This window comes from Gordonia zhenghanii (assembly GCF_021738965.1).
In the GTDB taxonomy this organism is placed as follows: domain Bacteria; phylum Actinomycetota; class Actinomycetes; order Mycobacteriales; family Mycobacteriaceae; genus Gordonia; species Gordonia zhenghanii.
This window is the reverse complement of the sequence record NZ_JAKKOQ010000017.1, coordinates 11,988-27,532: the sequence shown is the minus strand read 5'-3', so window position 1 is coordinate 27,532 and position 15,545 is coordinate 11,988. Positions and strand designations below refer to the sequence as shown.

Annotated in this window: 10 protein-coding genes; 4 read left to right on the top strand and 6 right to left on the bottom strand. The window is 68.0% G+C overall.

The genetic code is table 11. From position 1 onward, the window contains the following. Nucleotides 1-6: 6 nt before the first annotated feature. Genes L5G32_RS16995 through L5G32_RS16985 form a run of 3 tightly spaced genes read right to left on the bottom strand, consistent with a single transcriptional unit; the run spans nucleotide 7 to nucleotide 6,076 of the window. A complete protein-coding gene (locus L5G32_RS16995) occupies nucleotides 7-4,314 on the bottom strand; it encodes a non-ribosomal peptide synthetase (protein ID WP_237012268.1) in 4,308 nt (1,435 codons plus the stop codon). Continuing rightward, a complete protein-coding gene (locus tag L5G32_RS16990) occupies nucleotides 4,311-5,033 on the bottom strand; it encodes a HemK2/MTQ2 family protein methyltransferase (protein WP_237012267.1) in 723 nt (240 codons plus the stop codon). Before L5G32_RS16990 ends, L5G32_RS16995 begins: the two co-directional genes overlap by 4 nt. Continuing rightward, nucleotides 5,030-6,076 (bottom strand): iron-containing redox enzyme family protein, encoded by a 1,047-nt coding sequence (locus L5G32_RS16985; protein ID WP_237012266.1) that lies wholly within the window; start codon nucleotides 6,074-6,076, stop codon nucleotides 5,030-5,032. The genes L5G32_RS16990 and L5G32_RS16985 overlap by 4 nt, the downstream gene beginning before the upstream one ends. Nucleotides 6,077-6,110: 34 nt before the next feature. On the opposite strand from L5G32_RS16985, the gene L5G32_RS16980 reads away from it, so the two are divergent. Together L5G32_RS16980 and L5G32_RS16975 are read left to right on the top strand one after the other, a co-directional pair. Then, nucleotides 6,111-6,335: a CDGSH iron-sulfur domain-containing protein gene (locus L5G32_RS16980; protein WP_237012265.1), complete on the top strand. Its 225-nt coding sequence runs from the start codon at nucleotides 6,111-6,113 to the stop codon at nucleotides 6,333-6,335. 7 nt (nucleotides 6,336-6,342) lie between these two features. Then, nucleotides 6,343-7,515: an MFS transporter gene (locus L5G32_RS16975; RefSeq protein ID WP_237012264.1), complete on the top strand. Its 1,173-nt coding sequence runs from the start codon at nucleotides 6,343-6,345 to the stop codon at nucleotides 7,513-7,515. 22 nt (nucleotides 7,516-7,537) lie between these two features. On the opposite strand, the gene L5G32_RS16970 is transcribed toward L5G32_RS16975, so the two are convergent. Both L5G32_RS16970 and L5G32_RS16965 read right to left on the bottom strand, forming a co-directional pair. Further along, the gene (locus L5G32_RS16970) at nucleotides 7,538-7,930 is read right to left on the bottom strand and encodes a nuclear transport factor 2 family protein (RefSeq protein ID WP_237012263.1); all 393 of its coding nucleotides are present in this window, start codon (nucleotides 7,928-7,930) and stop codon (nucleotides 7,538-7,540) included. Nucleotides 7,931-8,010: 80 nt separating this feature from the next. Continuing rightward, complete coding sequence (locus L5G32_RS16965; RefSeq protein WP_237012262.1) at nucleotides 8,011-9,198, bottom strand: acyl-CoA dehydrogenase family protein; 1,188 nt, start codon at nucleotides 9,196-9,198, stop codon at nucleotides 8,011-8,013. Between the two features lie 74 nt (nucleotides 9,199-9,272). Here L5G32_RS16965 and L5G32_RS16960 point away from each other — a divergent pair, with 74 nt between their 5' ends. Both L5G32_RS16960 and L5G32_RS16955 read left to right on the top strand, forming a co-directional pair. After that, nucleotides 9,273-11,390, top strand: coding sequence for an FUSC family protein (locus L5G32_RS16960; protein WP_237012261.1), 2,118 nt, complete (start codon nucleotides 9,273-9,275; stop codon nucleotides 11,388-11,390). Nucleotides 11,391-11,411: 21 nt separating this feature from the next. After that, nucleotides 11,412-12,473 carry a DUF2804 family protein gene (locus tag L5G32_RS16955; protein ID WP_237012260.1) on the top strand — a complete coding sequence of 354 codons (1,062 nt, stop codon included), beginning with the start codon at nucleotides 11,412-11,414 and terminating at the stop codon, nucleotides 12,471-12,473. Nucleotides 12,474-12,585: 112 nt separating this feature from the next. Here the strand turns inward: L5G32_RS16955 and L5G32_RS16950 are convergent, their stop codons facing one another. After that, nucleotides 12,586-15,504: a leucine--tRNA ligase gene (locus tag L5G32_RS16950; protein WP_237012259.1), complete on the bottom strand. Its 2,919-nt coding sequence runs from the start codon at nucleotides 15,502-15,504 to the stop codon at nucleotides 12,586-12,588. Between the last annotated feature and the right edge of the window lie 41 nt (nucleotides 15,505-15,545).

The window sequence follows — 15,545 nt, the reverse complement described above, 5'->3', positions numbered from 1 at the left end:
TCCGACCTAAGCGTTGAGGCAGGCGGTTCCCAGAGCGGCGACCAGTTCGGCCGCGACGTCGCGGACCGTCTGCTCGTCGAACAGCGCGGTCGCATACAGGACTTCGACTGCGCCGTCGACTCCGGCGCGTGGTGGGATGACGGAGAAGTGCAGGTCGCAGTGGGCGACGTCGACCGGAATCGGTGTCAGGCGCAGACCGTTCCAGGCGATCGTCGGGTAGTCGTCCATGGTCAGCATCACCTGAAACAACGGATGCCGATCCGGCGGGAACGGGCCGAGCGCGTCGACGATGTCGGCGAATGCCGTCGTAGCGTGTGCGAACGCCTCGTTCTCGGCGCGGTGGACGCCGGCGATCGTCTCGCTGACGGTGGTCTCCACCCGACACGGCACGCACACTGTGTTGACGAACATGCCGACGACGTTGTCCCAGCGGGCGTCGTCGCGCCCCGACAGCAGCGCGCCGACCGGCACCGTGTCGGCCCCGGTCCGACGCCCGATGACCAGGGCCAACGCGGCGCGCACCACGGTGAGCACCGAGACCCGGGCGTCGCGGGCCGTCGTCTCGACGACCGCCCACTCCGGAGCGCCCAGCGGGATCGGCACTCGCGCGCCGTTGGCCTCCCACACGCGGGGTCGACGAGGCGCGAGGTCGGCCGAGCCTGCCGAACGCACATCGTGCACGACCTCGGCGGCGTGCGCGATGTCGGCGATGCGATTCTCCGCGGCGAGCGCACCCGCGGTCCGCGCGTACTCGCGGTAGTCGGCGTCCGGTGTCGCGCCGACACCGGTGAGCATTCCGGACAGCATGACGCGCAGGGAGACGCCGTCGGCGGCGAGGTGGTGCAGGCACGCAGCGATCACCGTCGACCCGTCCGGCTCCGTTCCGACTCCGACGCGCAGGGGATAGTGCTGAGCGAGGTCGATAGGGCGGAACAGGTATTCACGCAGGCTCGTCGGATCGACTCGGCCCAGTTCGTCGACCGTCCAGCAGTCGGGGTCCGAGACCGCGTCGACGGCGAAGGTCTCGTCGTCGGCGAACCGGCTGCGCAGCATGGGGTGCCGGTCGAGGGCTGCCGCGACGCCCCGGCGGACGTCGGCGACGCCGATCTGCGCGGCGATGGTCGTGGCGAACGAGATGAGGTGGTCGATCCGATCGCGGCGGGCGTACACGTTGCGTTGTCCGGGCGCCAACGGAATTGGTCCTGAGCGCGACCCGTTGATCGAGTCGCCGGTGATCGCTGGAGCGATCGTCGCGCTGCTCGTCCTTGTCCGGACGAGGTCGGCCAACTCGGCGGGCGTCGCGTTCGTGAAGACGTCGCGCACGCCGACCCGTACCCCGCGCGCGGCGGCGATTCTCGCGACCACCGCGGTCGCCGACAACGAGTCGCCGCCGAGGTCGAGGAAGTCGTCGTCGAGCCCGACCTCCGTGACCCCCAGTGCGTGCTCGAACGCATCGACCGCCACCCGCTCGAATTCGTCGGTCGGTGGCCGGTGCGCCCGCCGTGTCACCGTCGTCGGAGCGGGCAGTCGTGCGCGGTCGAGCTTGTTGTTGACGGTCAGCGGCAGACGGTCGAGAACGGTCACGCCGGTCGGGGTGAACGCAGTGCCCAGCCGGTCCCGGACACCGTCCCGCACCCGGCGAGCCGTGTCGCCTGTTCCAGTCGCAACGACGTAGGTGTGCAGTCGGCGCCCTCCCGGAGCGTCGTGTGCGATGGTGGCGCTGGCCGACGCGGCCCCGATCTCGAGGACCGCTCGATCGATCTCGGCGAGTTCGACCCGGACTCCGCGGATCTTCACTTGGCCGTCGACGCGGCCGACGAACCAGATCTGATCGTCGGCGCCGCGTCGCACCCGGTCGCCGGTGCGATACATCCGCTCGCCTGAACCGTCGAGGGCCCCGACGAACCTGGCCGCGGTGGTCGCGGCACTGCCGAGGATGCCGATGGCCAGACTCGGACCGCACACGTAGAGCTCGCCGCGGCCACCGCGCGGCACCGGCCGCAGGCGGCTGTCGAGGACGAGGAGTCGCACTCCGCTCATGGGTCGTCCCAGCGGGATTCGCCGGCCAACCTCGTCGGCGTCGATCGGATCGGTCAGCATCACGCTGCACGTCGTCTCGGACGGCCCGTACGCGCACCGAACGGTGGCCCGACGCGCCCACCGCCCGATCAACGGAGCCGGACACACGTCGCCCCCGACGATCACATGGGTGAGCTCGGGCACGGCCTCATCGGGCAGAGTGGCGAGCACCCCGGGCGTCACGAGCAGATGCGTCACGCCGTGCACCGCGAGGTAGTGCGCGAGGTCGGCGCCGCCGCGGATGTGCGGCGGTACGACGACCAGCGTCGCACCGGCGTGGGCCGCGGCGAGCATCTCGACGATCGCGGTGTCGAATCCTGGAGATGCGAGATGCGCGACGACGCTCGTCGTCGCGAGATCGTACGACGCATCGATCTCGACGATGAGATCCGCGACCCCGCGGTGCGGAACGCACACACCCTTCGGCACGCCCGTGCTTCCCGACGTGAACAGCAGGTATGCGGGGGAGTCGAGGCGAGCCGTCGGAAGACGAACGTCCGGCGCTCCGTCGGCGTGGGCCCGGTTCAGATCGATGTCGAAGTCCGCGCCGTGCCCCAGGATCACTGCGGGAGCCCCGGCGGCGAGCATCGCCTGCCGACGCGACTGCGGCAGCGACGGATCGATGGGGAGTACGCACATTCGCGCGGCCGCGACGGCCCACGCGGCGACGACGCTGCGAGACGACCGTTCGCAGACGACTGCGACCACGTCACCGGGCTGAGCGCGCGCAGTCAACTCGGCCGCGAGACCCATCGCGTCGGCCGCCACCTCCCGGTACGTGTGGGGGCCGCCGTCCTCGTCGACGACGGCGACCCGCGTCGAGTATCGATGCCGCAGATAGCCGTCGGCGAAGGTCTCCGATACGTCGACGGACGGAGCTTCACAGCGCCAGACGCCAGCGTTCGGCGCCAGGTGGTCCACGTCGTCGTCGCCTCGTGCTCCGCAGAGCGCGGCGACATCGTCGAGAACCCCGGCGAGAACCGCGTCGGCCGACGACTGGTCGTGCACGTCCGCGTTCACTTCGATCTCGACGCGCAACTGGTCCGCGTCGCCGGGGTAGACGTTGATGTTGAGGTCGGTTACCGGTCCAGTCGTGAGAACTCGCAGGTCACAATCGGTCCCGTCGCCGAGGGAGAGGTCGGGTACGGAAGGCACCAGGTTGAGGACGGGGCCGAGTCGGACGAGACCTGCGGGGTCCGATCCGCCGCCGGCCTCGGCGACCATGTCCTCATAGCGGTACTGCTGGTGACGCAGCGCTCCGGAGAGGGTGCGTGCGACGTCTCGCAGGTGCCCGTCGACCGGCAGACCTGGCCGGTGGTCGACGACGAGCGGGAGCAGGTTCGACATGGTTCCGGCGGCCGCCCGTACCGCCGCAGTGGTCCGGGTCGAGGTGACCAGGGTCAGCGGCACCGCCGTCCGATCGGCGATCCGCGACAGACACAGCGCCCCCGCCGCGACGAGGACCGCAACCGTCGGAACGGCAGCCCGATCGGCGGTCTCTCGCAGACGGCGAACGGTCCCGGGCGTCAGATCTGCTCCGGCGACGTGCGTCCTGATCGAGGCGTGCGCGGCGTGATCGGTGATCCGCAGTGGTTCGGGCGCCGTGGCCAGCACACTGCGCCAGTACTCGCGGTCGCGTGCGTGCCGGGGCGACTGCTCGTATCCGCGTTCGTGCTCGCGGATCACCGTGACCGGCCGCGGATCGCGCGGAATCGGGTCGCCGTCCGCCTGACCGGTGGCCTGCCGGTACCGGTGGGCGACGTGCCGCATCACGAGTTCGGCCGCGTATCCGTCGACGAGAACGTGGTGGGCACGTGTGTAGAACGTCCATCGCCGCGGCCCGAGCTCGATGAGCACGTACCGGATCAACGGACCGTCGAGCGGCAGGGGAGCCGCTGACATCTCGCGCATCGCTTCGGCGGCCGCAGCCTCCGGGTCCGCAGCCTCCGGATCCGCAGCCTCCGGGTCCGCAGTGTCACCGAGCGAGAGGCGTTCGACCATGACACCGGGATGACCGCCGATGCTCAGACGCGGCTCGCCGCCATCCGTGTACAGACGAGTCGTCGACACCCCGAACTCCTCGGAGACGTCGTGAACCACCGCGAGCAGGAGCTCGGGATCCACGGCGCCGCGAATCTCCAGACACTGCGCGACGGCTATCGGCGTGTCGTCTCCCAGCAAGTTCTGCGCCATCCAGATGGCATGTTGTGCACGGTTGAGCCCGATCGTGATCATCGGCTCCGGACCGCCCGCACCACGACCAGCCGCTCCTCGGACTGGTCGCCGTCGATGAGCCCGTTCGCTGCCAGCCACTGCGCACGTCGCAGCATCACCGGACCGAACTCCAGCTGCATCTCGTCGATCACGCAGGCGTCGAACCCGTTCCGCTGCAACCCGTCGAGGGTCGCCGACACTCCCGCGACCGCCGAGTACACCAGGATCAGAACCCCGCCCGGCGCCACCAGGCGTCGGGCGTGATCGATGAGCGGGTCGAGGACCGCGCGCCCGTCCGGCCCGGCGTTCCAGGCGTGCCCGTCGTCCGTCGCTTCGGCAGGCGCCGGGACATACGGCGGATTCGCGACGACGACGTCGGCCGGGGCGCGCGGCGTCCAGGTCCGAACATCGGCCAGAACCGTGTCGACGCGCAGCTGGTTCCGTACAGCATTGCGTCCGACCGCCGCGATCGCTGCCGGTCGGTCGTCGACGGCGGTCACCTCGGCTCCGGCGAGAGCAGCGTAGATCGATGCGATGCCGCTGCCTGCGCACAGTTCGATCACTGTGCGACGGTCGGCTCCCGAACCGGTCGCTTCGGCCACCGCATGCTTGCACAGGAGCGCCGAATCGACCGATGGCCGGTAGACGCCGTCGAGCGCCTCGATCGCCGGTCGCCCGACGGGGATCCCCGTGAGGATCGCGTCGGTGGCCCGCTCTCCTGCGGTCCATTCGGTGATCACTGCGGCTGTGCCCTCAACGACGACGCCCCGTCCTGCCAGTGGTCCCAGATGTATTCGGCGGCCAGTCGCTCCACCGCCGCGCACATGCGGGCGCCTCGCACCAGACCGATCCTCGCGTCCGGCGTCGTGCCGACTCCGCCTGCGACGCGCCGGACGACGAGTTGCTCGTGCACCGAGTCCGCCTCGACGTGTTCGTCGAAGAAGACTCTGCCCGCCGGACCGACCCCGAGTCGGCTGAGGCCGCGGCTGTAGTCCCGACTCGGGAGCGACGAGGTGGTCTCGACCACGCAGAGATGCCCGATCAACTCATTCACCCGCGAACGGTGAATTCCGAAATACGACAATGTATTCAACGCGGCGAGGGTCGGGGCGGGAACTCTGTCGATATATCTCGCATATCCGTCATCGAGCCCCAATTCGCGCATTAATCCGGCGAACAGTGTCGAATGCATACGCGTGAGGATTCCGCCGCCGTATTCGTCGGCCTGCACTTCGACGAGTGCGGCTTTCGCGTCACCGTGCAGTCGCGGTATCGCATGGGTGTGCAGGTCCGCCTCACGCAGTTGATTCAACGAGCGATGGATCATCACCTCACGGAACTCGTCGATCGTGCCGTTCACCGCCAGATATCTCGCCATCGGCGGACCGTCCGTCCCGGCTCCGATCGCGAACAGTTCGGCGATGACGTCGGCGGGATCGGACACCGGGCCGACGAGCTGGTCGAGGGCGGCGACCAGTCGGTGCTCCAGCAGCGCTCGGACTTCGAGAAAGCCGAGGTCCCAGCCCATTTCGTCCGCCACGCCCTCGACTCCGCGCAGGTGCAGTTCGTACAGGAGCGTCAACGCGAGTTGCGCATCGTCGTCGGCCAGCACGTCGGGGCGCTCGCGCGTGGCCTCGCCGCGCAGCTCCGACGACGATCCGTCCCCCGAGAGCAGTGCCTCCAGGAGTAGTTCACTGAGTCGGCCGCGTGGCGTCGGGACCGGCATTCTCGACGAAACGACCGCGACCCCGTCGGGGCGGGTGCGTACACTCGAATCATTCATCGATCGACTCAATTCATTGTCGGAAAAGGATGCGATGACATTTCGTGATCACGACCTCGACGACGCTGTCGAGAAGGTAACGGTATTTCCGTGTCCAGGCGGCCCCTTATTGGTCCGCGGGCCGATATCGGTCAGTAATCCTGATGGTAGCGCCTTCACGCCGACGCGGCAGACGGTCGCATTCTGCCGATGCGGCCGATCGACTATTTCCCCGATGTGCGACGGCTCCCACAAATTAGGCAGGTCGGGCACTGGGTGACGTACCGGTGACCGGTGCGGTTCGATCGACACGGCTGCTCGCCGTCGTCGTTCTGGCAGCGGTGCAGTTCACGATCATCCTCGACGAGACGGCCATCGCGCTGCTCGCTCCGTCGGTCGGCCGTGATCTCGATCTAGGCGACCAGGCTCGACATCTCCTGGTGACGCCGTTCGCGGCATCGTTCGTCGTGATGCTTCCGGTCGCGGTCCTCGCACTGCGACGTGTCGATCCGTCCAGAGCGCTTCCGTTGGTTGCGTGTGCGTTCGCTCTGAGCGCCGTGGCAGGCGCCCTGGCGCCGACGACGATCAGCTTGGTCGTCGCCCGCTCCGCCCAAGGCGCGACGGCCGCGGCCACAACTATCTGCGTGCTTGCGGCGCTGCATCTGGTCACGATGGGCCGCCCGTCCCGGACCCGTGACTTCGCCGTCTTCTCGACGGTGTCCGGCGCGGGTTCGATCACCGCACTACTGGTGGCGGGACCGTTGGCGGCCGTCTCGTGGCGCTGGTGTTTCTGGGCGGTGGCGATCGCCGTCCTCACCTGCATGCTCGCGTGGCGCGCCGTCTCGTCCGCCGTGCCCGGCCAAAGCCCGGACGCCGGTCACCGCATCGAACCCGATGACCACCGATCGCCGATCGCACGGCGCGACTGGCACGCGCATGCCACGGTGGTGGCGGCCAACGCGATTCTCGCGGCGTCAGTCATCACCGTGAGTTTCGCCCTGCAGCAGGACCACGGGTGGTCGCCGATCGCGGCGGGGCTGGGCTTCGGGCCGCTCAATGTGGCCGCCGCAGCGGGCGCGGTCCTCGTCGCCCGGCGTTCCGCGGGGCCCGAAGGTGCGCGCAACCTACTGATAGCCGGGTTCTTCGCGCTGGTTCTGGGCTGCTCAGTGCTCGCCGCGACGCCGGTCGACCCGGCGGTGCTCATCACGGCGACGGTCCCGATCGGTTTCGGGATCGGAGTCGCGTTTCCGCTGGCCAACGACCGCGCGCTGGCCGGCCCCGGCCACCGTGCGCTGCAGCGCGCCGCCGAACTCGGTGTGGCGCAACAGACGGGCCTCGCCGTGGGGGCCGTCGTGGCCGCGGCTCACTCCGGATTCGCCCTGGCGGCGTTGGCGTGCGTGGTCACCGTCGGTGTTCTGTCGGCCGGTGCGGTCGCGGCCGTAGGGCGTGCCCGCCGGTGAGGGAGGCTCGCCCTACGGTCGGTCAGATCTGTTCGAGGTCCGATGGATTCCAGACCGCGCGCATGGACGTGACCTTGCCGTTCTCGTCGAAGACCATGATGTCGACCGGGGTGATCGTGAACTTGGCGTCGTCGGTGCCGGTGACGAGCGTGAACTCGAAGACCGCGGTGTCGCCTGCGATCTTCGTCCAGGCCACGGTCGCCTCACGGTGCGGCATGCCGGTGATGATCCCGTAGAACTCGACGAGCTCGTCGCGCGTCGTGCGCAGCGGAGCACCGATCGGATCTTCGACGGTAGCGCCGTCGGCGTAGAGGTCGGCGATCTCCTCGGCGGTGCCCGAGTTGAGCGCGGTGATGTAGGCCGTCACGGCGGTGCTGATCTTCTCGGACAAATCGACCTGCTGGTCAGCAGTCATAACCACTCCCTGAATTGAAACGTGTTCTAGTTTCACGCTAGCAGGGATGCCGGGTCTGCGACAGTGGAAGCGAGATCAGCTCATCGCAGGTCGGCGCTGCTCTTGCCGAGCACGCGACGAGCGATGATCAGCTGCTGGATCTGCTGAGTTCCCTCGAAGATGTCGAGGATCTTGGAGTCGCGCGCCCACTTCTCCAGGAGCTGGGTCTCGGAGAAGCCCGCAGTCGCGCCGATCTCGACGGCCTTGTTCGTGACGTCGGTGACGGTGCGGCCGGCCTTGGCCTTCGACATCGACGCCTCAGTGGAGTTCGGCTGCTTGTTGTCGGCCATCCACGCGGCCCGCAAGGTCAGCATCCAGGACGCCTCCCAGTCGGACTCGAGGCGGATGAAGTCGGCGACGGCGGCGTGCTGGGCAGCGGCGGGACGGTCGTAGTCGATCTCGTGACCGGCCTCTTCGAGGATGCGACGGACTTCCTCGAGGGCCGCGCGGCCGAGTCCGACCGCCATCGCGGCGACGACGGGGCGGGTGTTGTCGAACGTCTGCATGACGCCGCCGAAACCCTTTTTGACGTTGATCTCCGGCGATCCAAGCAGGTTGTCGGCACGCACCCGGGCGTTCTCGAAGCGGACGACGGCGGTGTCGGACGACTTGATGCCGAGCTTGTGCTCCAGGCGTGCGACGGTGACGCCGTCGGTGGCCATCGGTACGACGAAGCTCTTGATCGCGGCGCGACCGACGCTCTTGTCGAGCGTCGCCCAGACCACGACGTGATCGGCGCGCGAGCCTGCGGTCACGAAGATCTTCTCGCCGTTGATGACGTAGTCGTCGCCGTCGAGCACTGCGGTGGTCGCGACCGCCGCGGAGTCGGAGCCGAAAGCGGGCTCGGTGATGGCCATGGCCGCCCACACGTCGGCGAAACGTTCGAGCTGCTCGTCGTTGGCGACGGCGGCGATCGCCGCATTGCCCAAGCCCTGATAGGGGATCGACAGCATCAGGCCGACATCGCCCCAGCTCAGCTCGCGTGCGTTGAGCACCGAGCGGAGGTTCGCGCCGTTGACGGTGCCGTGATCGGCGCCGTCGGAATCGGCGGTCTTGTCGCCGCCGCGCGCTTCCTTGGCGATCTTGCCGAGCTCATCGAGCTCAGTGGGGTACTCGTGCTCAGCCTTGTCGTACTTTCGCGAGACAGGGCGGAAGATGTGCTCGGCTGCGAGACGAGCGCGCTCGACCGTAGAGTTCAGCTTCTCCGGGAGCTCAAGATTGATGGCCATGCGACAACCTTACTACTGAGTAAGGTACTTGCCAACCGTCTGAACGAACCTCCGCATACGGCAGAATCGTCAGAATGCTGTCGCTTCCCGCGAATCCCCTGCGCACGTTCGCAGGGACCGACCCCGGACTGGTGCGGCTCTCGAACGCGATCGCCGTCGCGACCACTGTCCTGTTGAGTACCGAATCCGCCCTCGGCATCACCCGCCTCACCCACAGCTCGTCCCACCTGGTGCTGGTCGGAACGTTCCTCGCCATGATCAGTGGACTGAGCGTCAAGGATGCGACAGCTGCCAAGCGTCTGACGACGACAATTCTGCTGATGTTCCCGGCGGTCGCCGTTCTCAGCGCGATCACCCTTCTCCATCGCTGGCGGTTCTTCGAGATCGCCGTCCTGATCGCCGTCTGCACAGCGGCCACCTGGGTGCGTCGATTCGGCCCCCGGTGGACAGCACTGGGCATGATCGCGTTCATCACCGGATTCTTCGGACTGATCATCTCGCCGAACACCGACGAGCTGCGCACCCTGGTGCTCATCGTCGTCGCCGCGACTGCCTGCAACGTCGCCGTGAAGCTGGTCATGCTGCCGGCGTTCCCCCGACGCGAGCTGCGGCTCCTGCTCCGCGAGTTCCGAGCAGCGTGCAGCGCGGGTCTGGCCGCCGCGACATCCGGAAGCGAGATCGGCCTCCAGAGAGCGATCGATCGCATCGGCGACGTCGCGATCGCGATCACCGACTGGCAGGGCCGCTACGACACCGAACGGCGGGTCGGGATCACCCATGCCGAACTCGCTCGACTCGTCTTCGACGCGCGCACCGATGCGGTGCAGGTGTCCGTGCAGGTGGCCGCCGATCCGACGGCCACACATCTCGACGTCCTCGACGCATTCCGCAGGACGTTGCGGACCGACACCGCGCCAGACGATGCGCGACGAGTCGCCGAGAAGGCCCTGGAATCGCCGGACTCCGGTTTCGTCTCCGCCGTCGCCGCGCGAGCCGTCGTATCCCAGATCGAGTTGCAGAACGCCGTCGCGACCCGACGCAGACAATCGCCCACACACCGCCGCAGCCACGACACGTCGTCCACGCGCACGGCGACTCTCGACCAGCACAAGACCGCTCTCGCGCACCAGTCCAGTCCCGCGCCGCATCGGACGACGACCGCACCCACGCGCAGGCATTTCTGGGACACGTGGGAGCCGACGAGTCGGATGGCGGTCCAAGTCGCGATTGCGACGACACTGGCCACCGTCGTCGGCGAGGCGATCTCGGCGAGCCGCTGGTACTGGGCGGTGTTGACCGCCTTCCTCGTCTTCGTCGGGACGGCGACACGCGGAGCCGTCCTGACCCGAGCGTTGCGACGTGTGCTCGGAACAGCGCTCGGCGTCGTCGTCGGAGTGGCCGCCACCTGGGTCGCGGACGGACACCCGACGGTCCTCACGCTGTACTGCGTGGTGTCCGTCTTCTTCATGATCTACCTGGGATCGCTGAACTATGCGATCGTCGCGTTCTTCGTCACGACCCTCCTGGTCTCCATGTACGGGCTGCTCGGCGTGCTCGACCGCCAGGTGCTCGAATGGCGGGTCGAAGAGACGGCGGCTGGCGCGCTGGTCGGAGTCGCTGCGGCGTTCCTCGTCGTATCGACCAGCTCTCGACCGCAGCTGATCGCGGCGATCTCATCGTATTTCGACGCCCTCGACGGGCTCCTGCAGCGGACCGGGCAAGCGCTGACCGGTACCGGTGACACGGAATCGGTGGTGGCGGCGGCGAATGCTCTCGACGCCGAGCGAGACGCCCTGCAAACGTTCGTCTCGCTGATGTGGGTGTCCCTCGCCGACCACGAGATGGCACGACTCCGTCGGTCCGCTACGGCGGTGATCGACACGGTCGGCGTACAGGTCGAGCAACTCGCTGAACAGTCGGTCGTGTTGCAGCGCACATCCGACACCTTTGCCGGAGACGACGCCGCCGCCGTTTCACGCGACATCGACGTCATTCGGGCCCAGGCCGCGAGCGCACACGCCGGACTCGTCACCAAGCCTGTCGACCAACACGATCCGGCGGCCATCGTCGCGCTCGACTGTGTCGCCGGTGTCCCCGCCTCGGGCGACTCGTCTCATTTCCGGGCGCTGCTCGCGATGTCGGGGACCAGTGCCGCCGTGCAACACCTCGGCCGACTGCGAGCTCGCGCCTGAGATGTGGTCACAATGGGCACCATGAGCCCCGCCGTGTTCCCACCGTCGCCGACGTCCCCGCCGCCTGCCCTCGTCGCCGACGGCGAGTATCAGTTCGGTACGTACAACGGGCCGATCCCCACGGTCAATCCGCTCGACGCGGCAGGCGGCGGCCTGCTCGCCGCGCCGCGCCGCGCCGTCCGCGACTTGGGACTCAAAGAGTGGGAGGCCTTCCAACTCGGCGACGACGACCACTTCGTCCTCGGAGCCGTCTACAACGCGAAGTCGCTCGGCCTGCTCCAAGTACTCGTCGTCGACAAGCACGCGTCGACGATCCGCAGGTTCGAGACGAAACTTCCCGCGCCGATGCTCTCGGTGGCACACGGCCTGCACGGAACGACCTCGCACGGCGAGTTCTCGGGACTGGCGATCTCGATCGGCAACGAACTCGCCGACGGCGTCGTGACCGTGGACGCGACCCGGGAACAGCGTGATGACGACCCGTCGCTGGCCCTCCACGTGACCGGCGAATGCGGACCGAATGATGCGGCGCACCTGGTGGTCGTGCATCCGTTCGCCGAGAACGACGCCCTGTATTCGCACAAGGCGATGATGCCGATGCACGGCTCACTCATCCTCGGTGACGATCGCATCGGCTTCGACGACGACCGGGCCTTCCTCATCCTCGACGATCACCACGGCGACTATCCGCGACCCATGCGGTACGACTGGATCACCGGCGCGCACCGCAACCGCGACGGCGTCGTCGAAGGCTTCAATCTCACCGACAACCAGATCCAGAACCCCGCCGTCTACAACGAGAACGCGATCTGGATCGGCAACGAACTGCACCGACTTCCGCCCGTCACATTCACCCGCCCGGACGGCCCCTGGGGCCAGTGGCACGTGCGCGACGAGCACGGAGCCGTCGACGTCACCTTCACTCCGACCGTCCGCTCGACGATGCACGTCGGGCCCGGCAAGATCCTCGCCGAGTACTACGCACCGTACGGCTGGTTCGAAGGCGTGATCCACGCCGAGAACGCGACCCTGCCCGTGGACGGCCTGTTCGGCGTGGGGGAGCAGAAGCGCATCACCGTGTAGGCGGTGGGTGCGACTCGCTTCGCTCGCCGGGGGTCTCGACTCCGCTCGACCAGCAGAACTGTCTCACAGACTCAGCTCGACCAGCAGGACAGCTCGACCAGCGGCGGACGCGCTACGGGACGACGTTCACCATGCGGCCGGGGACGTAGATGACCTTGCGTGGCTCACCGTCGACGAGGCCGGCGATCTTCTCGTCGGCCAGCGCCGCCGCGACGACCCTCGCCTCGTCGGCGTCCGCCGCGACCGTGATACGGCTGCGAACCTTGCCCTTGACCTGCACGGGGATCTCGACCGAGTCGTCGACGAGGTACTGCTCGTCGACCTCGGGGAACGGTCCGTGCGCCAGCGATCCCTCGTGACCGAGCCTGCTCCACAGCTCCTCCGCGAGGTGCGGCGCGAGCGGTGCGAGCATCAGGACGACCGATTCGACGGCGCCGGCGGGCGCACCGTCCGGATAGGTCTTCGTCAGGTGATTCGTCAACTCGATGAGCTTGGCGACCGCGGTGTTGGTGCGCAGGTTCGCGAAGTCGTCACGCACGCCTGCCGCCGTCTTGTGGACGGCCTTCAGCGTGTCGACGCTCGGTTCGGCGTCCGTCACGCGGACCGCGCCCGACTCCTCGTCGATCACCAGGCGCCACACGCGCTGCAGGAATCGTTGCGCGCCGACGACGTCCTTCGTCGCCCACGGACGTGACTGGTCGAGCGGGCCCATCGACATCTCGTAGACGCGGAGGGTGTCGGCGCCGTAGTCGCGGCAGATGTCGTCGGGGGCGACGGAGTTCTTGAGCGACTTGCCCATCTTCCCGTACTCCTGCGAGACCTCCTCCTCGGCGGAGGAACCTTCTCGCTGGTAGAAGAATCTCCCGTCCCGTTCGACGACCTCGTCCGCAGGCACATAGACGCCGCGCGAGTCCGTGTAGGCGAACGCCTGGATCATGCCCTGGTTGAAGAGGCGGCGGTACGGTTCGACGCTGCTCACGTAGCCGAGGTCGAACAGGACCTTGTGCCAGAACCGCGAGTACAGCAGGTGCAGGACGGCGTGCTCCATGCCGCCGATGTACAGGTCGAGGCCGCCCGGATCGTTCGCGCCGTGCAGTGCCGGACGCGGACCCATCCAGTAGGCCTCGTTCTCCGGCGCGCACAACGTCTCGTCGTTGGTCGGGTCGATGTATCGCAGCTGGTACCAGGAGCTGCCAGCCCACTGCGGCATCACGTTGGTGTCGCGGGTGTACGTCTGGACGCCGTCGCCGAGGTCGAGTTCCACGGACACCCACTCCGTCGCCTTGGCGAGCGGGGGAGACGGCTCGCTCGACGCGTCGTCCGGATCGAACGCGACGGGCGCGTAGTCGGCGACGTCGGGCAGTTCCACCGGCAGCATCGAGTCGGGGAGAGCGTGCGGAGCGCCGTCGGCGTCGTACACGATCGGGAACGGCTCACCCCAGTAGCGTTGGCGGGCGAACAGCCAGTCACGCAGCTTGTACTGGATGGTGCCGGTACCGGTGCCGTCGGCTTCGAGGCGCTCGATCATCGCGGCCTTGGCGTCGGCGACGCTCATCCCGTTCAGGAAATCGGAGTTCACGAGCGGCCCGTCACCTGTGTAGGCGGCCACGGCGATCCCCTCGTCGGACCCGATCACCTCGAGCAGCGGCAGACCGAACGCCGTCGCGAACTCGTAGTCGCGGGAGTCGTGCGCGGGCACGGCCATGATGGCTCCGGTGCCGTAGCCGAGGAGGACGTAGTCGGCGATGAAGACCGGGATCTGCGCGCCGTTGACCGGGTTCGTCGCGTACGCGCCGGTGAACACACCGGTCTTCTCCTTGTTCTCCTGACGCTCCAGATCGCTCTTGGCGGCGATCGACGCGCGGTAGTCGGCCACGGCGGTTCTCGGATCGGCGGCCTTCGAGTCGGCAGCACCACCGATCCAGCGCGGATCGACGTCGGCGGGCCACGCGTCGGCGACGATCTCGTCGACCAAGTCGTGTTCGGGAGCGAGCACCATGTAGCTCGCGCCGAACAGGGTGTCCGGGCGGGTGGTGAACACCTCGATCGGCGCTCCCGCCGCGGTCGCGAACGTGACCTGCGCGCCCCGTGAACGACCGATCCAGTTGCGCTGCATAGTCTTGACCTTCTCCGGCCAGTCGAGCAGGTCGAGGTCGTCGATGAGGCGATCGGAGTACGCGGTGATCCGCATCATCCACTGCCGCAGGTTCTTCCGGAAGACCGGGAAGTTGCCGCGCTCGGAACGACCGTCGGCCGTCACCTCCTCGTTCGCGAGGACGGTTCCCAGACCGGGGCACCAGTTGACCAGCGAGTTGCTCAGGTAGACCAGGCGATAGCCGTCGAGCACGTCGTTCCGATCGGCGACCGACAGCTCGGACCAGCTGCGTCCGCCGTCGAGAGTGCGTGTGCCGGAGGCGAATTCGTCGACGAGATCGCTGATGCGACGCGCCTTGCCCTGATCGGCGTCGAACCACGAGTTGTAGATCTGCAGGAAGATCCACTGCGTCCAGCGATAGAACTCGACGTCGGTGGTCGCGACGCGGCGACGCTCGTCGTGACCGAGGCCGAGCCTGCGGATCTGCGCGAGGTAGCGCTCGATGTTCGCGTCGGTCGTGGTGCGCGGGTGGGTGCCGGTCTGGACGGCGTACTGCTCGGCGGGCAGGCCGAACGAGTCGAAGCCCATCGTGTGCAGGACGTTCTTGCCGCTCATCCGCTGGAAGCGTGCGAATACGTCGGTGCCGATGAAGCCGAGCGGGTGTCCGACGTGCAGTCCCGCGCCCGACGGGTACGGGAACATGTCCTGCACGAACAGCTTGTCGGCAGCGTCAGCCTGCGGGCCGTCGAAGGCACTGAAGTCCCCCGCGAGGGGGCCGACCGGGTTCGGTGCGTGGAAGGTCCCGTCCGCGGTCCACCGTTCCTGCCAGCGCGACTCGATCTCGCCGGCGGTGGCGGCGGTGTACCGATGTCCGGGAACGGACTCGGCAGGACCGTTCGACGAGCGAGCGGAGGGCGAAGAATCAGCGGAAGTCACGTAACCAGGGTAAACGGCGCGCAGTTCCCGGTCGAAGGGGA